Origin of the sequence: Salmonella sp. SAL04157, assembly GCF_046551635.1 — a bacterium.
GTDB classification, from domain to species: domain Bacteria; phylum Pseudomonadota; class Gammaproteobacteria; order Enterobacterales; family Enterobacteriaceae; genus Salmonella; species Salmonella enterica.
Genome location: NZ_JBGDVS010000001.1, coordinates 60,614 through 83,488 on the forward strand (window position 1 = coordinate 60,614; position 22,875 = coordinate 83,488).

Here is a 22,875-nt window from a genome sequence, read left to right on the forward strand (position 1 = left end):
GGCGGGAAAACACATGCAAAACCATGCACCTTATGGATGCATGGCTTATTTGGGTAAAAATAGCGGGATTTACGGGGATTTTTTGACGGGCTACTGCGCGGCCAGTTCGGCGCGTCGACGGGTGTAAATCATATTCTGTGCAGGGGTGAATTTTTCACGATTATCATCCCGCGAAGGCGCGTCAGGCCTGTATCCGATGGCCGTTAAAATATCTTTATCCTGTGCAGAATAATTAATGTCATTTCCAGCGGTCAGCCAGACGGAAAGAGCTTCTCTCAGGTAAGAGGCTGAACGGTCAAGCGCGCGGTTTTTTATCATCGCGGGCTGGTTTTTAATCCCCATCAGCTCCGGTGCCAGTGCGGCGGTCAGCTCTGCGCCGTTCTGCTGCATAAAATCATGCAGCCGGTTACGGATGCTGATGCGCTGCACCTCCTCATGCGAGAAGATGTAGCGACCGGCGGCCTGATTAACTTCCCACTTTTTTACGTCAATCAGGTCGCGCAGCGACTGTAATCTACGGGAGCCTGATGCATTGTCATCCAGCAATAATTCCTGATATTCCTGCTCTGCGGCGGCCAGTTCGGTTTTACGGTTCAGCCACGCGGTTTTGTTCGTCTGGCAGGCTTCAAAAGCCTGTTGTAATGTCAGGGTGGTCACGGGTAGTCTCTCCTGATTAATGGCGGAACGGCGAGCTGTAGCAGCCTTTTACCCGACGGGGTGCAACGGGGGCTGTTGGTACCGGCGCGGGTTTCTCATCGACGACCGGCGAACGTATTACTTCAAAGATGGACTCATGCGTTTTGAATGTCGCCGAGCAGTGCACATTCTGACACTGCAGGTAACTCTCTTTGACGCTCTCAGACATATAGCGGCTGGTGCGAACGTGTGCCGCCGTGCGGCAGAAAGGGCAGAGCATCATGACAGTAGCCCCCGTGCTTTCAGGTCGGCTTCACGTTCCCGCATTTTTTCCTGCCAGAATTTCCGCTGAACGGGCGTGGCCGCAACGTCATGCTCCATATGCGGCATCGTGGAGGCCGACAGCCCTGTTTTAAACAGCACCGGTTCATCGGTCAGACGGATATTGCAGCCCTTTACGGCCTGTTCAAGCCACGCTTTCACCTGCTGCATTACAACTTTTTCCGGTTCGATATATCCCTGATGCCCGGTCGTATTAGCAAGCGGATTATTCAGAACCAGTATGTTGAGTTTCATTGCTCTGATGAGGGCACCGCAGCTTTCACGCAGGGCAGCATCAAGTTCATGCTCTGCATACTGACTGAGGACGCCGTGATGTGCCTGACGGTATGCTCTGGCCGTGCGGTCACAGGCTCCTTTGAGCCTGTCCAGCTCAAAAGACAGTACCTCGTTCATGCTGTCACATTCCTGCGCCAGTTCCCGCCGTGCCACGCGCGCCAGATGGCGTTGTTTAAGCTCGTCGGTAATGACAGCACCACCGGCACGAAAGGCGGCGCGCCATGCGCCGGAATCATTGCCGTTTTCCTGCTCCAGTTCATTTTTTTGCGTTTGCACCTGGCTGATGGCCGTCGTGGTTTCATCCATACGGCTGGCATTGGCGAGATGCGCCGAGCGGGCAGTCTCAAGGCGTTCCATTGCAGGTTTAAGGTAGTCGGGAATAACAGCGGTATGAGTCATGTCGGGTCTCCTCTTCGTTTCAATCTGAGGAGATTCTGCCGCGCCGGACACAACAACACGATTCATTGCCGTTGTGGCAAAAATGGCACAAACAGCACTCAAAACCCGGCTGGCCAGAGAAAGGTCTCAGGAAAACCTTACTCACTGTTTGTTTTTTTACTTATAACTATTCACTACTGTTCACCTTGAGAAAAAAGATAAGTAATACAGTTAATTAAATGGTGAACAGTTGAAGGTCTGACTGTTCACCGTCTGTTCACCACTGTTCACCCTTCTGTTTTTCTCTGTCGATACCTTTTAGACTTTATTTCAATTAAAAATAGAAAATATATAACTAAAGGAAATAGAAATTGCTGCATTATAATGCAGTGATTTGCATCTGTTTGCCAGCGTTTGCCTTTGTTTGCCATAGCGAAAAGTCAATGTTTGTTTCCCCGAAAATCTCACATGACCTGAGGGAAAATATAACCATAATAAGGAGCTACCTGACGCCGGAAAGACACGACCGGCACTGTATGGACTTTATGAGGTAGCCCGATGCACACTGTTTTTTCTTCCCCGTCTTCAGCGCCTGCAGCCCCATTGATGCCGCTTTCTGATGTCGTCCAGGAGCGTTTTATTCGTCTGCCCGAAGTGATGCATTTATGCGGCCTGTCCCGGTCAACTGTTTATGACCTCATCAGCCGGGAAGCCTTCCCGAAACAAATCTCCCTCGGTGGTAAAAACGTGGCGTGGGCGCAGTCTGAAATCACCGCATGGATGGCGGATCGCATTGCCGAACGCAACCGGGGCTATGACGCATGATGATGACCGTTCAGCAAACAGCCCCTTTTTCTGGCTTGCTTCTTTTCGTCGTTTCCAGGTATAGTTTTCCCGCTGTCGCAAAATCGGCAGCCGGGCGTGAGAACCCGAGTTACTTCAAGGCGACACCAGACGCGCCATGCGTCTTTTTTTGTGTCTATGCCTATGTGCACCTGTTGTTTACGCATCGGTTCTTTAGCCGTTGCTGTATCCGCGTAATGGTGGCTCAGGCGGGGCAGCCTTCGGGCTGGCCGGTTCCCTTGAAGGCCGGTTTCTCACCCCCGTCTGGGCTACCACCCGAGCGTGAGAACTCCGGTGGTGGCGATAACCGCTACTTCAAGGAGGTTGCCCTTATGGCTACGACCCTCACCCCGTCACACCCGCAGTTTGTCTTTGTGTTTGCCGCCGTTCGTCGTGCAGACCGTAAACCCCGTATCTGTATGCTCCGCACTGTTGCCGGTGATGAGCACGCCGCACGCCTTTCTCTTGTTCGCGATTACGTCCTCTCGTTTGCTGGCCGTCTGCCGGTTGCGGAGGTGCGCGCATGAGACACACCACCATTACCGCCCGTGACCTCGAATGCCTTGAGCACATGCGCAACGTCGGCCAGCTTGTCAATGAGCTGATGCAGGTGCAGGACTGCGCCACCGTTCGTCGTGACCCTGCGCAGCAGTTACAGCTCACCTCCGTGATTTATCTCATGACCGCCCAGCTCGACGGTGTGGTCGAACGCTGCAATCAGCACTGGCTGACCGGGGAGGGCAACGTATGAAAAAGCCATTACCGCCCGTATTACGCGCCGCGCTGTATCGTCGCGCCGTGGCCTGTGCATGGCTGACCCTGTGCGAACGTCAGCACCGCTACCCGCAACTCACCCTCGACACACTGGAAAGCGCCATTGCCGCCGAGCTGGAGGGCTTCTACCTGCGCCAGCATGGCGAGGAAAAAGGCCGTCAGATTGCCTGTGCACTGCTGGAAGATTTAATGGAAGCCGGACCACTCAAGGCCGCGCCGTCGCTGTCCTTTCTCGGGCTCGCCGTGATGGATGAACTCTGCGCCCGCCATATCACCACACCGGTACTGCATTGAGGGAGAAAATAACAATGAAAATGAACGTATCAGAAACCGTAAAACAGGCGTGCGGCCACTGGCCGAACATTCTCCCGGCGCTGGGTGTGAAGGTCATTAAAAACCGCCATCAGGCCTGTCCGGTGTGCGGCGGTTCTGACCGTTTCCGCTTTGACGATAAAGAGGGGCGCGGGACGTGGTTCTGCAACCAGTGCGGCGCTGGTGACGGGCTTAAGCTGGTAGAGAAAGTGTTTGGCGTAACCCCGTCAGAAGCTGCCGGGAGGGTGAACGCCGTTACCGGCAACCTGTCGCCGGTTGCCCCGGAGGTGATTGCAGCCGCAGAGACAGAAACCAATGCCGACCGCCAGGCGGCCGCCGCGCTGGCCGTCAGGCTCATGGAGAAAACCCGACCGGCCACCGGCAACGCCTACCTGACCCGCAAGGGCTTCCCCGGTCGGGAATGTCTGACGCTGACGACCACACACAAAACCGGCGGTGTGACGTTCCGCGCCGGTGATGTGGTGGTGCCGTTATATGACAATACCGGCGCACTGGTTAACCTTCAGCTTATCAATGCTGACGGTCTCAAACGCACCCTGAAAGGCGGTCAGGTCAAAGGGGCGTGTAATATCATCGAGGAGCAGAAACAGGCCGGAAAACGCCTGTGGATAGCGGAGGGCTATGCGACCGCGCTCACCGTGCATCACCTGACCGGCGAAACCGTCATGGTGGCGCTGTCCTCCGTGAACCTCCTTTCTCTGGCGAGCCTTGCCCGTCAGAAACACCCGGCCTGTCAGATTGTGCTCGCCGCCGACCGCGACCTTAACGGCGACGGCCAGACAAAAGCCGCAGCGGCCGCAGAAGTCTGCGAGGGCATTGTCGCCCTGCCACCGCTGTTCGGTGACTGGAATGATGCGTTTATGCAGAAAGGTGAAGAGGCCACGCGTAAAGCCATTTATGACGTCATCCGCCCACCGGCGCAAAGTCCGTTCGACACCATGAGCGAGGCAGAATTTACCGCCATGAGCGCCAGCGACAAGGCTTTGCGGGTGCATGAGCATTACGGCGAAGCGCTGGCGGTGGATGCGAACGGCCAGCTCCTGTCCCGCTATGAAAACGGCATCTGGAAAAATATCCCTGCCGCCACTTTTTCACGGAATGTGGCTGATTTATTCCAGCGCTTACGCGCTCCGTTCTCATCCGGGAAAATCGCCTCGGTGGTGGAGACCCTGAAGCTGATTATTCCGCAGCAGGACACACCAGCACGTCGTCTGATTGGCTTTCGCAACGGGGTACTCGATACTCAAAGCGGCGTATTCAGCCCGCACCACAAATCGCACTGGCTGCGCACGCTATGCGATGTGGATTTTACCCCGCCGGTGGACGGGGAAACGCTGGAGACTCACGCGCCGAACTTCTGGCGCTGGCTCGACCGTGCGGCCGGTAAAAATCCACAAAAACGCGACGTGATTCTGGCCGCGCTGTTTATGGTGCTGGCGAACCGTTACGACTGGCAGCTCTTTCTCGAAGTCACCGGTCCGGGTGGCAGCGGGAAAAGTATTCTGGCCGAAATTGCGACCATGCTTGCCGGGGAAGATAACGCCACGTCAGCCGACATTGACACGCTGGAAGACCCGCGCAAGCGTGCCTCCCTGATTGGCTTCTCGCTTATCCGTCTGCCTGACCAGGAAAAATGGAGCGGTGACGGCGCAGGGCTCAAGGCCATCACCGGCGGCGATGCGGTCTCGGTTGACCCGAAATACCAGAACCCGTACTCAACACATATTCCAGCGGTAATTCTGGCCGTGAACAATAACCCGATGCGCTTCACCGACCGCAGCGGTGGTGTATCGCGCCGCCGGGTGATTATTCACTTCCCGGAGCAGATTGCCCCGGAGGAACGCGACCCGCAGCTCAGGGATAAAATTGCGCGCGAGCTGGCCGTCATTGTGCGTCAGCTTATGCAGAAGTTCAGCGACCCGATGACAGCGCGCACACTGCTCCAGTCACAGCAGAACTCCGACGAGGCACTCAGTATCAAGCGCGATGCTGACCCGACGTTTGATTTTTGCGGCTATCTGGAAATGCTCCCGCAGACCAACGGGATGTTTATGGGGAATGCCAGCATCATCCCGCGTAATTATCGTAAATACCTGTATCACGCGTATCTGGCCTATATGGAGGCTAACGGGTACAGGAACGTGCTCAGCCTGAAAATGTTCGGGCTGGGGCTGCCCATGATGCTGAAAGAGTACGGCCTGAATTATGAGAAGCGGCACACCAAGCAGGGGATACAGACCAATCTGTCGCTGAAAGAGGAAAGCTACGGCGACTGGTTGCCAAAGTGTGACGAACCCGCAGCAACATAACCTTACTCAGACCGGCAACAGCCGGTCTTTTTCTTTCTGGACATTGCCACAGGGTGAACACTCCACTGTTCACCCTTCACCGTATATTCACCCTGTATCACCATGAAATTATTGATAAAAAACTAGAGGTGAACAGTGTGAACAGTGTGAACAGTAAAACCTAAACAAACTTTTTATCCCTCCACCACATCGCCTGACCGGGCGCATCCAGAGCGAGAAAAAATCACAAAGGTGAAGAGTCGACTGTTCACTCTTCACCAACTCATCACCATTTATCTTTATGATTTAAAATAGAAAATAAGCATGGTGAACAGTGTGAACAGTTAAATGCAAAAAAACTTTTTTTGAGTATGATGTAGCTCTCCATACTTTATGGAAAGATCCAAGTTAGCTGAAAGCCTCACCAAGACAGCACGTTAATTCGTAACGTGTTAAGCAAAAGGGAATTTTATGGGGACTACTTTGCTTCAAGAAAACCATGAAAAAATTTTAAACATACTAAATGAAGCTAAAGATGTGGCGCTAAGGTATTACAAATTAACCAATAAGCCTCTCGGAATCACTGGAGAAATAGCTGAACATGAAGCTGCAACTCTTCTCGGGTTGTCACTATGTTCAGCACGTCAGTCCGGATACGATGCGACTGAGATTTTGGACGGGAAAGAATATAGAGTTCAAATCAAAGGTCGATATATGCCTGATCCTAAAAAAGTCTCTGCGAGAATTGGTGCTATTGATATATCTAAGCCATTTGATTCTGTTCTTTTAGTTTTGCTTGATGAAAATTATGATGCTTTTGCCATGTATGAAGCATCACGAGATGTAGTAGTCGCAGCTCTTCAAGCTCCGGGGTCAAAGTCTAGAAATGAGCGAAATCAGCTAGGCATAGCAAAATTCAAGTCCATTAGCCGTCTCCGCTGGAGCAAAGTTGCTGAACCTGAGATCCTTTAATTGGTACACGTTTAGGTACACACCTGAAAGTTGAATACGGAAAAATCCTTTATATTTAAAGTATTGAGTAATTTATTCAGACTCCGCCAGCTCCACCACTTTTTAGTTGTTTGAAGTACAATGAAGTCTACTAAGCCCGCACAGCACAAGCCCTGCGGGCTTTTTTACATCTATTGCCGCCTGGTGAGGATTGCTGAGAGCCTCACGGGCATTGACGTCAAATGACGCAATGGGTGACAGGGCAAAACGCCAAAAGTCTCACCAATAACTCCCGAAAGAATTGGAATACGAGAGTCAAAGAAAATAGAACACTCACTGAGAGTCCTGCCTGGCTGGGGCAAAGCTCGCAGTCAGACTGTCGAGCATAAAGATAAGCAGTTGCCCGTGAGACGCCAGGATGTTGGGCTACGGTATCCATAGATTTACGAAGATTCAGCAGACCTTCTTTGCGAAGCTTAATGATCAATTCTTTTCTGTCAGCTGCTTTAAGCGTCCTGGCCGTAGTGGCATGAGCAGCGGCGAAACTATCTATGCGCTGTCGAATGGTCTCTGTTCCTCCAGGAGCAATATTTTCTCACGGAATATTTTATTACCGTAGGCGTTATTCAGCATAATCCGAAGACGTGATCCTGCTCACCCAGTCAAACATAACTTGCATATGATTGCCATTGGATGTCCTCACACCAACCTGACACGCATTTACGCCTGTTGTTTTGCCAGTCAAAACCTGTCCATACTTCATATAGATTTTGATACCGACTCCCTGTTTATAGCACTTATTGCAAATCGAGAAATAATCTCTTCTTGATGGAGTATCTTGCTGAAGATTAAATTCGTCAGCCGGCACCAGCGAAAGATTAAAAGCGTCATTACCTGATAATTCTTCAAGAATTGCCAGAGACTCTAATTTAACTTCAATGCGCTTATTTCCTTTAGGTTTATCCGAAGCCAGAATCAAATTTTCCCTCGGATTAAACTTCGCAATGTAGCCTGTGATTATCCGGGCATTATTACTCACCAATCGAACAGGGATATCATTAAAACGTAGAAATTGAACTCGACGAGCAAGCATAGAATAATCCCGCGGCCATATTTCAGCCTCTCGCCCGTAGGAAATATCATTTACAGCTATACATTCCATAAAGATATATTCATCTATGCTGAATGAAAAAGCCCCGAATTCACGGGGCTGAATAAAACGAAATAAATTAACGTAACAGAGACAGCACGTTCTGCGGGACCTGGTTAGCCTGTGCCAGAACGGAAGTACCGGCCTGCTGCAGAATCTGCGCGCGAGACATGTTGGAAACTTCGGTCGCGTAGTCGGAATCTTCGATACGGCTACGCGCTTCAGACAGGTTGTTTACGGTATTGCCCAGGTTGGTGATAGCGGAGTTGAAACGGTTTTGTACCGCACCCAGATCAGAGCGCAGCGCATCCACCTGCGCCAGCGCGGCATCAATTTTCTGCAGCGGGTTTTCGGTGGTTTTAGCGGCTGCTTCAGCCAGCTCTGGCTGTGCTTTAAAATCATGACCAGCGGCTTTGCTGGCATTATAGGTTTTACCGTCGATAGTAACGACTTCGGTTTTACCATCTACGCCACCCAGTTGGTTAGCCGCTGTTTTGGTAGTGCCGTCAGCAGCAGTATAACTTGTGGTTTTAGCTTTAATTGCTCCTGTCGCTTCATCGTAATCTGCGGCGTAATACTTATCGCCAGCTTTAAGCGCATAACCGCCTTCAATTGTCTTACCATTTTTATCGGTATAAGACATTTTGACCAATGTAGCGGCATTAGCATCGGCAGTGTCAACGCCGCCAGCGATTAAGGCATTTTTAGCATCTGCTGAAGCAACTACCGGTGTAGTTGTTAACTCCTGTACTTCTGTTTTAGTTGTTACACCAGCAGGCATTGTGGTTTTAGTTGCGCCAGCCGCAAGGGTTACTGTACCGTCAGTAGCAACGTTAACTTCATAATCGCCATTTTTGGCGGCATCAGCACCACTAAAGCCCCCAATAGTAACAAAGTACTTGTTATTATCTGCGTCAAATTTAACCGCACCACCGGTTACAGAAGCCGTACCAGTCGTACCACCCGTAGCCGTTTTAATAGCTGCATCAGTAAGACCCGATACATCCAGTGTAGTACCATTATCGGCATAAGCTGTCGTTGTTACTGCTGTATCTTTCACATCATACGCTTTCTGCACGTTCAGTGAATCCAGCCCCAGGGTCTGCGAGTTGATCTGCTTCAGATCGATATCGATAGTTTCACCGTCGTTGGCACCAACCTGGATGGTCAGGGTGTTGTCCTGCGCCAGGACTTTCACGCCGTTGAACTGAGTCTGGCCGGATACACGGTCGATTTCGTTCAGGCGCTGGGTGATTTCAGCCTGGATGGAGTCGAGGTCAGACTGGGAGTTGGTGCTGTTAGCAGACTGAACCGCCAGTTCACGCACACGCTGCAGGTTGTTGTTGATTTCGTTCAGCGCGCCTTCAGTGGTCTGCGCAATGGAGATACCGTCGTTAGCGTTACGGGAAGCCTGAGTCAGACCTTTGATGTTCGCGGTGAAACGGTTAGCAATCGCCTGACCTGCCGCATCGTCTTTCGCGCTGTTGATACGCAGACCAGAAGACAGACGCTCAATAGCGGTGCCCAGTGCGGACTGGGATTTGTTCAGGTTATTCTGGGTCAGCAGCGACAGACTGTTAGTGTTGATTACTTGTGCCATAAAATTTTCCTTTTGGAAGGTTTTTGATAACCAATGTTATGCCAGGCTTACCTGTGTCATCCAGGTTATCGACACTTAAGGCATAAACTTTACTACTTTTTCTATCCGTAAATGCTTACATCTAACAGTTTGATTAAAAAGCCTTTCTATGTGAACACTGCGTCTGGTAGTGTTTTGAGCGATGTCGTCTATAGCTGGATATAACATAGGCTTTATCGTGAGTGTGTTATACTATATATGTTAATGCGTTGAATTTTTTCTCTTTTTTATTAGATGCTGTCTTTTTCGTATACCCTTTCGGTTTATTCATGCCATACGTCTGTATTACAAAAATGTTATATCCATCCTGTTGTAATTTTTATTTTAATTCATTCGTTTTTTTATACGATTTGCCGGAAAGTATCTGTATAAGGTGGATACGCCAATACCAAAAATAATAGCTAATTGCTGCCGAGGATGGCCTTTCTCTAATAGTCGGCTAATCTGTTCCTGTTCATGTCTATTGATCGCCCGAGGGCGCCCTCCCAGTCGTCCTTGCGCTCTGGCGGCAGCCAGTCCGGCAAGGGTTCGCTCGACAATTAATTCTCGCTCCATTTCGGCCAGTGCTGACATTACATGAAAAAAGAATCGCCCCATCGCGCTACTGGTATCAATACTATCGGTTAAAGAATGGAAGTGAGCTCCACGTTCATGTAATTCTGATATTAACGCCACCAGGTTTTTCACGCTGCGGCCCAGTCTGTCTAATTTCCAGACGACAAGAGTATCGCCTTTATTTACATACTTTAACGCTCGTTTCAGGCCGGGGCGGTTTGCAATCTTGCCACTGATACGGTCCTCAAAAATGCGGTCACAATTTGCACTAGTAAGCGCATTACGCTGTAAATCGATATTTTGGTCAATTGTTGACACCCGAATATACCCAATAGTAGCCATGATTTTCTCCTTTACATCAGATAAAGAAGAATTTTAGTCGCTTTTCTCATGGGAGATTGTTTTATCAAAAACCTTGGTTTTCAAGAACCAATAAATCGTGTGGCTAATGCGCTATAAAAATCGCAGAGCGGTGACGATATTCCGCATAAGGAGCTGTTCGTTCGTAACATTCGAACGGTGACGTTAAAGCCGGTTTCATTGGTTAATGAAGACGAAGGGGACAAAATTACTACAGAGTTGATACCACAGAGATAGTCCAGGCTCGCAGGTGATACGAGATTTAACGCCGTAAAATCTGCACAGAGCACGATCTGCCGCCGGACACCATTAAATTGCCCCGCAACGCGTTATCAATACTACTACCTACGCTTCCCGTTACCTTGTTGTCGGTACGTTTACCTCATTGTCTGAAAGGTTATTTGCAAAGTTATCATTAATAATCCACGGGCGTCTGGTATGCGAATCCAGTTCCCCAATCCTGGCGCTTTGCCTGTGCGACCATACGCGCGTAAATAAGCCTGAAACCAAACTTCACCGCTTAACGCTCTCCTCTTTCCCGATTTTTACGCAAAAAATCATCACATGATCAAGTGTCGTATTAGTTATTGCATTTTACAAATGATATTGGTAATTATTATCATTCTCATTAACAACTTGTTCGATTTATGACGTGGAGAGAGAGGATTTCTCATGCGTATTCTGTTTGTCGGTCCACCACTGTATGGACTGCTATACCCTGTGCTGTCCCTGGCGCAAGCGTTTCGTGTTAATGGCCATGAAGTGCTGATTGCAAGCGGTGGAAAATTTGCACAGAAAGCAGCCGAAGCTGGGTTGGTGGTATTTGACGCTGCGCCTGGTTTCGATTCGGAAGCGGGTTATCGCCGTCAGGAGGCATTACGAAAAGAAAATAACATTGGAACAAAAATGGGGAACTTCTCATTCTTCAGCGAAGAGATGACTGACCCGCTGGTCGCGTTCGCCGGGCAGTGGCGACCAGATCTCATCGTCTACCCTCCCCTTGGGGTCGTTGGACCACTGATTGCCGCTAAGTATGACATTCCGGTAGTGATGCAAACCGTCGGCTTCGGTCATACGCCCTGGCACATCAAAGGCGTGACGAAATCACTTTCTAACGCCTACCGCCGCCATGGGGTCAGCGCGCCACCAAGAGATCTGGCGTGGATAGACGTCACACCGCCCAGCATGAGCATACTGCAAAATGACGGAGAGCCGGTTATCTCCATGCAATACGTCCCGTATAACGGCGGCGCCGTCTGGGAAGAATGGTGGGAACGTACACCTGATCGCAAGCGTCTTCTGGTCAGCCTCGGCACCGTCAAACCGATGGTGGATGGCCTGGATCTGATTTCCTGGGTAATGGATTCTGCCGGCGAAGTAGATGCCGAAATCATCCTGCATCTTCCGGCAAACGCCCGCTCGGATTTACGTTCGCTGCCGCCGAATGTCCGTCTGGTCGACTGGCTTCCGATGGGCGTTTTCCTTAACGGCGCCGACGGTTTTATCCACCATGGCGGCGCAGGCAACACCCTGACGGCGCTACATGCCGGCATTCCGCAGATAGTCTTTGGTCAGGGTGCCGACAGACCCGTCAATGCCCGCGCCGTGGTCGAGCGCGGATGCGGCATTATTCCCGGTAAGAGCGGGCTTACCAGCAGCATGATCAATACCTTCCTCGGTAATCGCGCGCTTCGCGAGGCGTCGCAGGAGGTCGCGGCGGAAATGGCGGCCCAGCCTTGCCCGACCGAGGTGGCAAAAAAACTGATCGCCATGCTGCAACACGGCTAACCGCGGCAGCGCAATGACAATATGGCGGCTGAGCCCAGATTGCGTCGCCATATCTCATCTTTCACCGATAAGGAGGCTTAATGCCCGCGACTCATTCCCCCATGCCCGCTCGTGCCTGGATAGTTCGCCTTGCCCGCGTGTGTTGGGAACGTAAAACACTGAGCATCATTGTCATCGTAGCATCAGTATCGACCATTTTACTGGCTGCGCTGACGCCGCTAATAACGCGTCAGGCCGTCAATGACGCGATAGCAGGCGATACGACCCACCTGCCGTTACTTGCCTGCGGCCTGATATTAATTGCCCTTTTTGATTTTATCGGGAATTACGTGCGCCGCGGCTATGCCGGAGAACTCTCGTTGTGGGTTCAGCATACGTTACGTAGCCGTGCGTTCGACAGTATTCAAAAACTGGACGGCGCAGGCCAGGACGCCTTGCGTACCGGGCAGGTCATTTCGCGTACCAACAGCGATCTTCAACAGGTACACACCTTGCTACAGATGTGTCCGGTGCCGCTGGCGGTGCTCACTTACTATGTGGCCGGTATCGCGGTGATGCTATGGATGTCGCCATCCATGACGCTTATCGTGATTTGCGTACTGGCCGCCCTTGCTATTACCGCCCTGCGCGCCCGTCGCCGTGTTTTCGCGCAAACGGGGCTTGCCTCAGACCGGCTGGCGCACATGACGGAACATATGCGCGAAGTATTGGAACAGATCTCAGTGGTGAAGTCCTGCGTGGCGGAGTTACGCGAAACGCGTTGGCTCGATGGTCAGTCGCGGCAGATGGTGCGGGTACGCATCGGTGCCGCTATCTCGCAGGCGATGCCGGGCGCAACCATGCTGGCGCTACCGGTGATAGGGCAGATCGTCCTGCTGTGCTATGGCGGCTGGTCGGTAATGAATGGGCGCATCGATCTGGGAACCTTCGTTGCGTTCGCGAGTTTTCTCGCTATGCTGACCGGCCCCACCCGCGTACTGGCATCGTTTTTGGTTATTGCACAGCGCACACAGGCGTCGGTAGAGCGCGTCTTCGCGCTTATCGACACGCGTTCTCGCATGGAAGACGGTACTGAGTCGGTTGAGGGTCAGATTATTGGGCTGGACGTGGAGAAGATGAGTTTCCACTACGACAACGGTAACCGTATCCTCAATGAGATCTCCTTTTCCATTCACGCCGGTGAAACCGTGGCAGTGGTTGGCGCATCCGGCTCCGGGAAATCAACGTTGCTGATGTTGCTGGCGCGCTTTTACGATCCCACCTCCGGCGGAGTATGGCTCAACACCACTGCGGGTCAACAGAATATTCGCGACCTGAAACTGACGGCGCTTCGTCGTCGCGTTGGCGTAGTGTTTGAAGACGCGTTTTTGTTTGCCGGTACGGTGGCGGAAAACATCGCCTATGGGCACCCGCAAGCGACTCAGGACGACATTCGACGCGCCGCCGATGCCGCAGGCGCCAGCGGGTTCATCAATGCGCTACCGCAGGGGTTCAACACCCGACTGGCCGAACGCGGAAGCAACCTCTCCGGCGGCCAACGCCAGCGTATTGCGCTAGCCCGGGCACTGATTACCGCGCCGGAACTGCTGATTCTCGATGACACCACCTCGGCGGTCGATGCCGGTACTGAAGCGGAAATTAACACGGCTCTTGGTCGTTATGCCGATAATGAGCATATGCTGCTGGTGATTGCGCGCCGCCGCTCAACACTGCAGTTAGCCGATCGGATCGTCGTGCTGGATAAAGGCCGCGTCGTGGATATCGGTACCCAGGCGGAGCTGGATGCAAGGTGTCCGACGTTTCGCTCGCTGATGAGCGGCGAGGGTGATTTTCTCGCCCTCGCCCCGGCGGAACAACGTGCGCTATGGCCAACAACGCAGGCGGTAAAATCCGACGACGCGCATGAGCGCCAGCCCCCCGCCGGAAAAGGTTTTGTCGACCGGATGACGCGCGTTCCGGAACGCGCCGTACAGATGGCGCTGGCAGGCCACGGGCGTCAAGTCTCATCGTTGCTGACGCCAGTAGCCTGGATGTTCGTCATCGCCGCCCTGCTTATCGCGCTTGATTCCGCCGCAGGCGTTGGCGTGCTGGTGCTTTTGCAGCGCGGTATTGACTCAGGCGTTGCCGCAGGGGATATGTCGACTATTGGCATATGCGCCCTGCTCGCGCTGTGCCTGGTGGCGATCGGTTGGTGCTGCTATGCGCTGCAAACGATCTTCGCCGCCCGCGCGGCAGAGTCGGTACAGCATACGGTACGCTTACGCAGCTTCAGCCACCTGCTACGCCTGAGTCTTCCCTGGCACGAGAAGCACATCGACTCGCGTCTTACTCGCATGACCGTCGACGTTGATTCACTCGCCCGATTTCTGCAAAACGGTCTTGCCAGCGCGGCCACCAGCATCGTGACGATGGTCGCTATCGCCGCGGCAATGTTCTGGCTTGACCCCATTCTTGCATTAACGGCATTAAGCGCCGTGCCTGTAGTAATGCTGGCGACGTGGATTTACCGCCGTTTGAGCTCGCCTGCCTACGCCCAGGCACGGCTGGAAATTGGTAAGGTGAACAGTACGCTTCAGGAAAAGGTCTCCGGTATGCGGGTAGTTCAGTCACACGGCCAACAGAAGCAGGAAGCCGCCAGGCTACGGGCGTTATCAGACAACTTCCGCGCCACCCGCGTGCGGGCGCAAAAATACCTTGCTGTCTATTTTCCGTTCCTGACCTTCTGCACCGAGGCCGCCTATGCCGCCGTGCTTTTAATCGGGGCGACTCGGGTCGCCGGAGGCGAAATGACGCCCGGGATACTGGCGGCGTTCTTCCTGCTACTGGGACAATTTTATGGCCCGGTACAGCAGTTGTCAGGCATTGTTGATTCCTGGCAGCAGGCGACCGCCAGCGGCAAACATATCAATGCGCTATTGGCGACTGAGGAAACGGAGAATATTGAACCGTCATCCATAACGCCTGGCACTGGCGGCGCGCTACGTCTGGAGGCATTGACATTCCGCTATCCCGAAAAAACGCAACCTGTGCTTGATAATCTCTCGCTCACCATTCCGCCAGGAACGGTAGTCGCGGTGGTCGGACGTAGCGGCGTCGGCAAATCGACGCTGATCAAGCTGCTGGCCGGGCTCTACTCTCCCGGCAGCGGGCAAATCCGTGTCGGTGAGCGCCTAATTGATGCCGCGTCGCTTAGTGATTATCGTCGCCAGACGGGGCTGGTCACTCAGGATGTCGCATTATTTAGCGGCGATATTGCCGAAAATATCCGCTATTCGCGGCCAGACAGCAGCGACACGGAGGTAGAGATCGCGGCGCGACGGGCGGGACTCTTTGAAACTGTGCAACATCTGCCGCTGGGGTTTCGTACTCCGGTCAATAACGGCGGCACGGATCTGTCCGCGGGCCAGCGTCAGTTGATTGCCCTCGCCCGCGCGCAACTGGCGCAGGCGCACATTCTGCTGCTCGACGAGGCGACAGCGCGTATCGACCGCAGCGCCGAGGAGCGCTTAATAACCTCGCTTACCGGAGTGACGCACACCGAGAAACGCATCGCGCTTATCGTCGCGCACCGACTGACCACCGCTCGCCGCTGCGATGTTATTGTCGTAATCGATAAAGGATGTATCGCTGAATATGGTAGCCATGAGCAGTTGATAGCGGCTCATGGCCTGTATGCTCGTCTGTGGCGGGACAGCATCGGCCAGACACGCGATACGCAAGGAGAGGTCATAGGATAGTTTTTATCGCCACGATTTACGCAAAAGAAAGCCCGCAAGCGGCTGTTCCTGTAACAGCCGCTTTAGCTATTGATACTGACCGAAATATAAATGAGATGGAATACAGAAAATGAGACTGAGCCCGCCCGTCGCTCCTGTCGCTATACAGACCGCTACGCGCCTTCGCCGCCAACTCGCCGCCGGAAGCCAGGTTGACGCTTCTCACTTCTGGCGAGAAGCAAACTCGCTCGCGCTGCCGCTGGTGACAGCCATTAACGACGCAGACGATGAACGGGAAGTCACCTTCCTGTGGCGTGCCGCCTCTCCTCTGCGGGGGGTTTATGTCCGCCTGAACCGTGTCACCGATAAAGATAACGTGGCGAAAGGTATGATGACGCAACTGCCCACAACGGATATCTGGCATCTGACGCTTCGCTTACCGGCATCCTACTGCGGTTCCTATACGATGGTCGAAATACCACCGGAAACCCCGGACGAGACGGTGTTGCAGCTTGGAAGCCGTTTCGCCTCCCTTGTCGGGAAGGCGGACCCACTGAACAGCACGCCGGGAATAAATGTTCGGGGCAATGCGCAGGAATCCGTTCTGGCGCTGGATCACGCCCCGGCACAGGAGGAGTGGTCAGGCTGTCGCGCTTACGCCGGGCAGCTTTTCACCTCAGAACATCGGCTCGCCGGACAACGTCGCCGTGTGCGGCTGTATCTTCCTGACGTTCCTGTCGTACAACCGCTGGGCTTACTGGTACTCACGGATGGCGAGATCTGGTTCGACCATCTTGGGGTAAGTGCCGCCATTGACGCTGCCATCCGCAGCGGACGCATCGCGCCGGTGGCCGTACTCGGCATTGATAACATCAACGCGCGTGAACGCGTCGCAATCCTCGGCGGTCGCCGCGAGCTGGTGCTCGACATTGCCGAACGCCTGCTGCCAACCCTTCGCGCCAAATACCCGGAACGGCGGTGGGCGGACCGTACACAAACGGTGCTGGCAGGGCAAAGCCTCGGCGGCGTGACCGCGCTGATGGCGGCCCGCCACGCGCCAGAGAACTTCGGCCTGGTGCTGAGCCACTCCCCCTCTATGTGGTGGACGCCGGACAACCGCAATCGCCCGCCCCATTTCAGCGCAGAAGAGCGCTCATGGGTCAGTGAACATGTGTTATCCGCGCCCTCGCCAGCCGTACGTACGCATCTGTGCGTGGGATCGCTGGAAGGTTCGACGGTCCCGCAGGTCAAACAGTTGCATGAAAAATTGCGCGCCGCCGGCGTTGAAAGCCATTGCAGCGTGTACACCGGCGGTCACGATTATGCCTGGTGGCGCGGCGCGCTGATTGACGGATTACGTCTACTGCCCCGATAAAACTTCACCTGCCAAAAAGGAATCACATCCGATGTATGGTCGCCAGTACCACAACAAGTGCTATCGCATGGCGCTATTTTTAGTGAGTTTTTGTTCTAGCGCGCTGAGTTATGCGCAGCCGGATATGCAGCCATTAGGGCCGAATATCGCTGATAAAGGTTCGGGATATTACCATTTTAGGGTCAATGACTTTCAATCTGCCGATGGCGCAAGACATTACCGGGTATGGACCGCTATTCCCAATAAAGCCGCCCCGCCGTCGGGTTATCCTGTCTTATATATGTTGGACGGCAACGCAGTGATGGACAGGCTGCCGGAGGCGTTGCTCAAACAACTGGCAGACCACTCGCCGCCGGTGATTGTGGCGATTGGCTATCAAACTAACCTGCCGTTTGATCTTAACGGCAGAGCTTATGACTATACGCCGGCGACGGGAATCGATCGCGATGGCAGTGAAAATAACCCGCGTTTTCATCGTAAAACCGGCGGCGGGCCAGCGTTCCGCCAGCTACTGGAGAGACATATTGCGCCGCAGGTGGAACAAGGAATAACCATCAACCCCGAACGGCGCGGGGTATGGGGACATTCTTATGGCGGCCTGTTCGTTTTGGACTCCTGGCTGTCGTCATCCTTCTTTCATATCTATTACAGCGCCAGCCCGTCACTCAGCAGGGATAATTTTGCCCTGTTGAATCGCCTTACGACAGTGAAGCCGTCGCCGTTCTGCCATAAAAAACTCATCATAATGGAAGGTTCAGCGTCGAATGGGGATAGCAGGCAACGCCAGATGGCCGAGCTCCTGCAAAAAGTTCAGGAGGCCGTGAGAACGCTTGAGAACAACGGCGTTAACGCGGCCCTGCAGCATTACCCGGGCCTGGGCCACGGGCCCATGTTTAACGCCTCTTTTCGCAGTGCATTGCTGGATATCAGTCGCGAACCGGCAAGCCAAAAACCACGCTGCCATTAACCCGCCGCCAGATTATGTCCGCCAGCGGCGGGCATAATCCATCAAAACGAGGCCGTCACACCAGCATAATAAGCCCGACCCGGTTCGTTATAGGTATTTGCCCCTTCGGCGGAGCGATAGATCTGTTTATCGAAGATATTGCTGATACCGACATTAAGACGCAGGTTCTTATTGATATCATAGTTAACGTTAGCACCAACCAGTGAGTAAGCCCCCAGCGCTTTCCCGGACAATCCTTTGGTCTCTTCACTACGCGACTCCGCATGTGTTCGCGGTTTTTGCTTGCCGTATAACGTCCAGTTGACGTTAGCGGAGAGCGCGCTGGTAATAGTCCAGTCGAGGAAGGTATTCACCGTATATTTCGGGATTATCGATAAGGGATTGCCGGTATCTTTTTGCTCAGAAGCGATCATATAAGTCGCATTGGTATTCCAGTTCAGACGGTCCGGCATCAGCGGAACAGCCATGCTGGCTTCAATACCTTCAATCAGCGCTTTACCGCCGTTCTGCCACTGCAATACATAAGCGCCAGATGCGCTTCTGCCAATAATTTTATCACCTGCGACAATCTTATTCTGATAATCGTTACGGAAATACGTGACGCTTGCGTGGTAATCGTCTACGGTAAATTCCAGCCCAATCTCTTTATTGATACTAATTTCAGGATCGAGATTCTTATTACCGACCAGGTAACAGCCGCCCGACGTAATATCTTTTGGACAACCGTTGCCTTTCGAATAGAGTAAATACCCCTCACTGGTTTGATACAAGTTCGGTGCCTTAAAGGCCCGGGCAATACCGGCTTTCACCTTGACGTATTCACCTAACTCCTGGGAAAGGTTAAGACTGGGACTAAAATTACTCCCGGATTCGCTCAAATAGTCAAAACGCAGACCCGGAATAATATTGGTACCGGCCATGGGTTCGATATTATCTTCAACGTACAGCGCACTGATTTCCGATTTATTTTTGCTGCTACGGTTAGCCGCCGAACCGGGAATCCCGGCGATATTGCTATCCTTAACCGTCAGACTGGTAGAGGAAGGATCGTTCAGCTCATCGCGGTTCCACTCCGCGCCGACGGTGAGCGTTTGCTCAAATAGCCATATCACCGGGACATTCACCTCGCCGCTGGTGCGATACGAGGTCAGGCGGTTAGTGGTGAACGTCTGGTCGTTGGTAATACGCCCCTCGCCGCCGCCGGAGAGCCCCTCATTCATGCGGGTATTATCGGTTTTTTCATAGTAGAACCCCAGGCGGCTTTGCCCCCAGTTCCAGATGCCGTTATGAGTTAGACCGTAATTCTGCCGGTACAGGCGATTGGTCTCCCGCCCGGACTGCGCCAGACTTTTGGTAACCGCGTTTGAAGTACTGTTTTGCGTATCGCCGGCATAGATATTCCCCTGCCGACTGTATCCCGCTTCAAAATCAAGGACTTGCTGCGGGGTCATTTTCCATGAGAAGACGCTATTAATATCTTTATTGGTGACCCCCTCCCGTCCGGCGGCATTTTTGGTACCGGCGGAGGAGTTAATATCCCAGCTATCGGCATCGGTTCTGTTGAGATTACCGTACAGGCGCATCGTCAACGTATCTCCAGCCAACGGGCCGCTAAGGCTAAAGTTACCCCGCCGGATGTCACCTTCTTTGCTGCTTTCCGGCTGGTTGGTATAGAGCGACAGCGAGCCGTGCCAGTCATTAGTGGGGCGTTTGGTGATGATATTCACCACCCCGCCTGCGGCACCGGAGCCATAGCGCGCGGCGGCGGGCCCACGGATCACTTCAATACGTTCTACCATCTCCGGCGGTACCCAGTTTGTATCGCCACGGGTGTCGCGTTCTCCGCGCCAGCTATAGCGAACCGAATTTCGCGACGTCACCGGCACGCCGTCAATCAGCACTAAGGTATTTTCCGGCCCCATACCACGAATATCAATTTGTCGGTTATTTCCGCGCGTCCCCGAGGCGCTATTGCCGGTAAGATTAACCCCAGGCATCTTACGAATAATATCGGCAAGATCGTTAACGGGAGGATTCTTTTGAATATCGTCACGAGTAATAATCGAAACGCCCGGCTGTTGCTTTAATACTTGCTCGGCAGTGGATTCAACCACCATCGTTTCGCCGTTGTCGTCTGTAGATTCTGCTGCTGATAATGGACTATTAATCCCTGTAGAAACCACGGTTATTAACCAGATGAACTTCTTAACTCTCATACCCATTCCCTAAATAATGTCTAAAGTAGCGCTGTTGCCCTCAAACTCACATCCTTGCCAGGTTACGGCTATATAGTAATTATTATCATATGCTAATGATAATAATTATCATTCAATTAAGAAAAAGGCAATCTTTCAACCGCAAAAATCTGGTAATAAAAAAACGGAAACGGGATTTTGCAATATGACTCTCTGTCCGGGCTCCACTTTGCCAGTAATCCGGGAAGGGGGGCAGAATGCGCCTACTGAACGAAGGTTTTACAAAACAGGAATAGAGGAAATTAATTATTTTTCAAAGCATTAATGATAATAAACAACCAGATAAGATGGTATAGCGCGGTTCAGGGTTCACCGCCGCTTCCCTGCCGACGGCGAACCGTTCTTACAGTTTGCCAGCGACTTTCCGTCTGGGTAATGGTGGGATCGGATACGATTGTAGTCATTCGATATTTGATGATGAAAGTGATGTTGGTGCCAAAATACAAAGCGCCTGGTAATATTTATCAGGCGCTTTGCAGACAGAAAACCATCAAACATCGGTTTCTCGTTCTCCAGGAGCTACTGGAAAATATGACAACCCACAGTTAGTGGGTTTTACTGCCGTGTCTTGAGAAGTACCTTCTTGTATTCCCAAGTCGTCCAGGAGACGCCGCAACCAATAAAGTTCAATCGCCTGTATTTTTCTCTGTCGTCTGTCTTCCCTTTCAGAAGGCGGGCGAATATCAGACTCATGAGTACATGTAACACAATAACCTTTTAACTCTATCCACTTAGGCTTAGGGGGGCCCTTAGGCTCGGGAGGCGTTGGGCTGGCAACGCACGAACAGGCACTTATACATCCAGGCATAGCGTTTTCCTTTTCAAACAATTCGCTTTAGTTGGAAGTTCTACTTGAGAAAATAGAAATGGTTATTCAGATATTTTTACCGTCGCATACTCCTGTAATAATAAAAGACACTGTAAATAATTTACTCTCAGCTACTATTCAGTAGCAGATAGTTATTCTTACATTTCTTTTATTTCAGATTTACGTCAAGTAGGGCTAAATATTTTCACTATAAAATACGTTAAAGAGTGTTTGTGTACTTGTAGACATTGTGGCGTCTTCAGTACGCAAATCGGTTAGTGTACAATCTTTAAAACTGGTATTGTTTAAATTAGCCTCAGCCAAATCAGCCCCGTCCAGGTTCGTAGAAATGAAACTCGCCTTTCGCAGGTTTGCCCGGGTTAAGATAGCGCCTTCCATATCAGCAGCCATTATAGTAGCACCCTTTAATGTCGCACCGCTCATATCGGCACGTATAAGGGTTGCACCTGAAAGATTAGTGTGATCCATATTTGCACCGGAACAATTACATTCTACCATGCTACAGCCTAACAGACTTGTGTGTTGTAAATTGGCACCAGTAAGATTAGCGCGATCGAGGGTAGCGCCACACATAATACTATCTTCCAGACAGGCGTTCATTAAATTACTGTCGCCTAATGATGCTCCCGATAGATTTGCGCCCTTAAAATTTGCACCGTCACAATCCGCCATAAACAGTACTGCCCCCCCTAAATCTGCGTCGCTTAGGTCTGCGCCACATAAATTTTCTGCCGTCAGATTTGCTCCGGTAAGGACAGCGCCTTTAAGATTCATGCCTCCCTGGGCAGTTAATATTACAGAATCCTGAGGGAGAGAAAATTCGCATCTGAATAGTAAAGCTCGACATATTTTTTCAAAAGAGGCAAGCGGAATTTCTCTCATCTCAGAATGGTCGCCTTTACTGACCCGTACAATAACTTGTCCAGCTTCGTTATTCTCACCAGGAAGATTAAATTCGACACGACACCCATCCATATCCTCCAGTATGATGTTTTCTGGCAACGGAGCACCTCTGTCAGACATTGAACTTTTCAATGTATCAGCCATAGTGTCTATCAATTCCTGATATTGTGCTTCATTTTTCCGACGCACCCCACCACAGGTAAAAAAGTTAATGATATATTCCAGAATGGTTTTGGGAGAGGTGGCTTGCCGCATAGCAGCAGAAGTCCCCGCGCCAAAAGCAGATGTAGCCATACCAGCCAGACTATCGAGTGAACGCTCCATATATTTTCTCCCAGAGAGAGCAACACAGTACATGATAAAATTTATCATATAGATTTGCATTTAGAGATAAGGTGAATACCCCCTTTGCGTCTGGTTACATAATCACGTATCACGGTGCTTTGCTGTCTGACTTACACAATACCAGCCAAATAAATATATTGGCTTATACTCGTCATACTTCAAGTTGCATGTG

18 protein-coding genes and 1 pseudogene are annotated in these 22,875 nt (G+C 52.0%); 10 read left to right on the forward strand and 9 right to left on the reverse strand.

All coding sequences use genetic code 11. The annotated features are described in order from the left end of the window. Window positions 1–90 precede the first annotated feature (90 nt). From ACLJRE_RS00300 to ACLJRE_RS00310, 3 genes are read right to left on the reverse strand one after another with little or no spacing between them, the layout of a single operon-like run. Window positions 91–657: a phage polarity suppression protein gene (locus tag ACLJRE_RS00300; protein ID WP_023209739.1), complete on the reverse strand. Its 567-nt coding sequence runs from the start codon at window positions 655–657 to the stop codon at window positions 91–93. Between the two features lie 16 nt (window positions 658–673). Continuing rightward, entirely contained in the window at window positions 674–919 is a 246-nt protein-coding gene (locus tag ACLJRE_RS00305; protein ID WP_024146987.1) for an ogr/Delta-like zinc finger family protein, read from the reverse strand. Beyond that, window positions 916–1,653, reverse strand: a complete 738-nt coding sequence (locus ACLJRE_RS00310; RefSeq protein WP_000149860.1) for a hypothetical protein — start codon at window positions 1,651–1,653, stop codon at window positions 916–918. Before ACLJRE_RS00310 ends, ACLJRE_RS00305 begins: the two co-directional genes overlap by 4 nt. 537 nt (window positions 1,654–2,190) lie before the next feature. Between ACLJRE_RS00310 and ACLJRE_RS00315 the strand changes: the two genes are divergently transcribed. From ACLJRE_RS00315 to ACLJRE_RS00340, 6 genes are all read left to right on the forward strand, one after another. After that, on the forward strand, window positions 2,191–2,457 hold the full coding sequence (locus ACLJRE_RS00315; RefSeq protein WP_001673700.1) for a helix-turn-helix transcriptional regulator: 267 nt from the start codon (window positions 2,191–2,193) through the stop codon (window positions 2,455–2,457). Further along, entirely contained in the window at window positions 2,454–3,002 is a 549-nt protein-coding gene (locus tag ACLJRE_RS00320; protein WP_000980374.1) for a host cell division inhibitor Icd-like protein, read from the forward strand. Before ACLJRE_RS00315 ends, ACLJRE_RS00320 begins: the two co-directional genes overlap by 4 nt. After that, window positions 2,999–3,226: a hypothetical protein gene (locus ACLJRE_RS00325; protein WP_001216600.1), complete on the forward strand. Its 228-nt coding sequence runs from the start codon at window positions 2,999–3,001 to the stop codon at window positions 3,224–3,226. Before ACLJRE_RS00320 ends, ACLJRE_RS00325 begins: the two co-directional genes overlap by 4 nt. Then, the gene (locus ACLJRE_RS00330) at window positions 3,223–3,543 is read left to right on the forward strand and encodes a DUF5375 domain-containing protein (protein WP_023209824.1); all 321 of its coding nucleotides are present in this window, start codon (window positions 3,223–3,225) and stop codon (window positions 3,541–3,543) included. Before ACLJRE_RS00325 ends, ACLJRE_RS00330 begins: the two co-directional genes overlap by 4 nt. Before the next feature lie 14 nt (window positions 3,544–3,557). Beyond that, a complete protein-coding gene (locus ACLJRE_RS00335) occupies window positions 3,558–5,891 on the forward strand; it encodes a primase-helicase zinc-binding domain-containing protein (RefSeq protein ID WP_023209823.1) in 2,334 nt (777 codons plus the stop codon). 450 nt (window positions 5,892–6,341) lie between these two features. Beyond that, entirely contained in the window at window positions 6,342–6,842 is a 501-nt protein-coding gene (locus ACLJRE_RS00340) for a DUF6998 domain-containing protein (RefSeq protein WP_001592532.1), read from the forward strand. A 352-nt stretch (window positions 6,843–7,194) separates the two neighbouring features. Here the strand turns inward: ACLJRE_RS00340 and ACLJRE_RS00345 are convergent. The 4 genes and pseudogenes from ACLJRE_RS00345 to hin form a co-directional block, all read right to left on the reverse strand. Further along, window positions 7,195–7,416 (reverse strand): annotated as a pseudogene (locus ACLJRE_RS00345) (helix-turn-helix domain-containing protein); the annotation flags it as partial. Between the two features lie 27 nt (window positions 7,417–7,443). Beyond that, window positions 7,444–7,983, reverse strand: a complete 540-nt coding sequence (gene fljA / locus ACLJRE_RS00350; RefSeq protein ID WP_000388872.1) for a phase 1 flagellin gene repressor FljA — start codon at window positions 7,981–7,983, stop codon at window positions 7,444–7,446. 67 nt (window positions 7,984–8,050) lie between these two features. Next, on the reverse strand, window positions 8,051–9,571 hold the full coding sequence (locus ACLJRE_RS00355) for a FliC/FljB family flagellin (RefSeq protein WP_000079796.1): 1,521 nt from the start codon (window positions 9,569–9,571) through the stop codon (window positions 8,051–8,053). A 363-nt stretch (window positions 9,572–9,934) separates the two neighbouring features. Next, on the reverse strand, window positions 9,935–10,507 hold the full coding sequence (gene hin / locus ACLJRE_RS00360) for a flagellar phase variation DNA invertase Hin (protein WP_000190917.1): 573 nt from the start codon (window positions 10,505–10,507) through the stop codon (window positions 9,935–9,937). 690 nt (window positions 10,508–11,197) lie between these two features. Here hin and iroB point away from each other — a divergent pair. From iroB to ACLJRE_RS00380, 4 genes are all read left to right on the forward strand, one after another. Continuing rightward, the gene (gene iroB, locus ACLJRE_RS00365) at window positions 11,198–12,313 is read left to right on the forward strand and encodes a salmochelin biosynthesis C-glycosyltransferase IroB (RefSeq protein ID WP_001221110.1); all 1,116 of its coding nucleotides are present in this window, start codon (window positions 11,198–11,200) and stop codon (window positions 12,311–12,313) included. A gap of 80 nt (window positions 12,314–12,393) precedes the next feature. Beyond that, window positions 12,394–16,050 (forward strand): salmochelin/enterobactin export ABC transporter IroC, encoded by a 3,657-nt coding sequence (gene iroC / locus ACLJRE_RS00370; protein WP_023212149.1) that lies wholly within the window; start codon window positions 12,394–12,396, stop codon window positions 16,048–16,050. 109 nt (window positions 16,051–16,159) lie between these two features. Beyond that, window positions 16,160–17,404 (forward strand): esterase family protein, encoded by a 1,245-nt coding sequence (locus ACLJRE_RS00375; RefSeq protein WP_001239927.1) that lies wholly within the window; start codon window positions 16,160–16,162, stop codon window positions 17,402–17,404. 31 nt (window positions 17,405–17,435) lie between these two features. Further along, window positions 17,436–18,371 carry an alpha/beta hydrolase gene (locus tag ACLJRE_RS00380; protein WP_023212490.1) on the forward strand — a complete coding sequence of 312 codons (936 nt, stop codon included), beginning with the start codon at window positions 17,436–17,438 and terminating at the stop codon, window positions 18,369–18,371. A 41-nt stretch (window positions 18,372–18,412) separates the two neighbouring features. On the opposite strand, the gene ACLJRE_RS00385 is transcribed toward ACLJRE_RS00380, so the two are convergent. Together ACLJRE_RS00385 and pipB2 are read right to left on the reverse strand one after the other, a co-directional pair. Further along, window positions 18,413–20,587 (reverse strand): TonB-dependent siderophore receptor, encoded by a 2,175-nt coding sequence (locus tag ACLJRE_RS00385; protein WP_410957288.1) that lies wholly within the window; start codon window positions 20,585–20,587, stop codon window positions 18,413–18,415. A gap of 1,042 nt (window positions 20,588–21,629) precedes the next feature. Next, a complete protein-coding gene (gene pipB2 / locus ACLJRE_RS00390) occupies window positions 21,630–22,682 on the reverse strand; it encodes a type III secretion system effector PipB2 (protein ID WP_023212488.1) in 1,053 nt (350 codons plus the stop codon). Between the last annotated feature and the right edge of the window lie 193 nt (window positions 22,683–22,875).

What these genes read in the sequence shown, in the direction of transcription:
- iroC (WP_023212149.1), top strand. Translation starts at nt 12,394, where the DNA reads ATGCCCGCGACTCATTCCCCCATGCCCGCTCGTGCCTGGATAGTTCGC.
- ACLJRE_RS00355 (WP_000079796.1), bottom strand. Translation starts at nt 9,571, where the DNA reads ATGGCACAAGTAATCAACACTAACAGTCTGTCGCTGCTGACCCAGAAT.
- ACLJRE_RS00325 (WP_001216600.1), top strand. Translation starts at nt 2,999, where the DNA reads ATGAGACACACCACCATTACCGCCCGTGACCTCGAATGCCTTGAGCAC.
- ACLJRE_RS00335 (WP_023209823.1), top strand. Translation starts at nt 3,558, where the DNA reads ATGAAAATGAACGTATCAGAAACCGTAAAACAGGCGTGCGGCCACTGG.
- ACLJRE_RS00305 (WP_024146987.1), bottom strand. Translation starts at nt 919, where the DNA reads ATGATGCTCTGCCCTTTCTGCCGCACGGCGGCACACGTTCGCACCAGC.
- fljA (WP_000388872.1), bottom strand. Translation starts at nt 7,983, where the DNA reads ATGGAATGTATAGCTGTAAATGATATTTCCTACGGGCGAGAGGCTGAA.
- ACLJRE_RS00315 (WP_001673700.1), top strand. Translation starts at nt 2,191, where the DNA reads ATGCACACTGTTTTTTCTTCCCCGTCTTCAGCGCCTGCAGCCCCATTG.
- ACLJRE_RS00330 (WP_023209824.1), top strand. Translation starts at nt 3,223, where the DNA reads ATGAAAAAGCCATTACCGCCCGTATTACGCGCCGCGCTGTATCGTCGC.
- pipB2 (WP_023212488.1), bottom strand. Translation starts at nt 22,682, where the DNA reads ATGGAGCGTTCACTCGATAGTCTGGCTGGTATGGCTACATCTGCTTTT.
- ACLJRE_RS00340 (WP_001592532.1), top strand. Translation starts at nt 6,342, where the DNA reads ATGGGGACTACTTTGCTTCAAGAAAACCATGAAAAAATTTTAAACATA.
- ACLJRE_RS00380 (WP_023212490.1), top strand. Translation starts at nt 17,436, where the DNA reads ATGTATGGTCGCCAGTACCACAACAAGTGCTATCGCATGGCGCTATTT.
- iroB (WP_001221110.1), top strand. Translation starts at nt 11,198, where the DNA reads ATGCGTATTCTGTTTGTCGGTCCACCACTGTATGGACTGCTATACCCT.
- ACLJRE_RS00375 (WP_001239927.1), top strand. Translation starts at nt 16,160, where the DNA reads ATGAGACTGAGCCCGCCCGTCGCTCCTGTCGCTATACAGACCGCTACG.
- ACLJRE_RS00385 (WP_410957288.1), bottom strand. Translation starts at nt 20,587, where the DNA reads ATGAGAGTTAAGAAGTTCATCTGGTTAATAACCGTGGTTTCTACAGGG.
- ACLJRE_RS00320 (WP_000980374.1), top strand. Translation starts at nt 2,454, where the DNA reads ATGATGATGACCGTTCAGCAAACAGCCCCTTTTTCTGGCTTGCTTCTT.
- hin (WP_000190917.1), bottom strand. Translation starts at nt 10,507, where the DNA reads ATGGCTACTATTGGGTATATTCGGGTGTCAACAATTGACCAAAATATC.
- ACLJRE_RS00310 (WP_000149860.1), bottom strand. Translation starts at nt 1,653, where the DNA reads ATGACTCATACCGCTGTTATTCCCGACTACCTTAAACCTGCAATGGAA.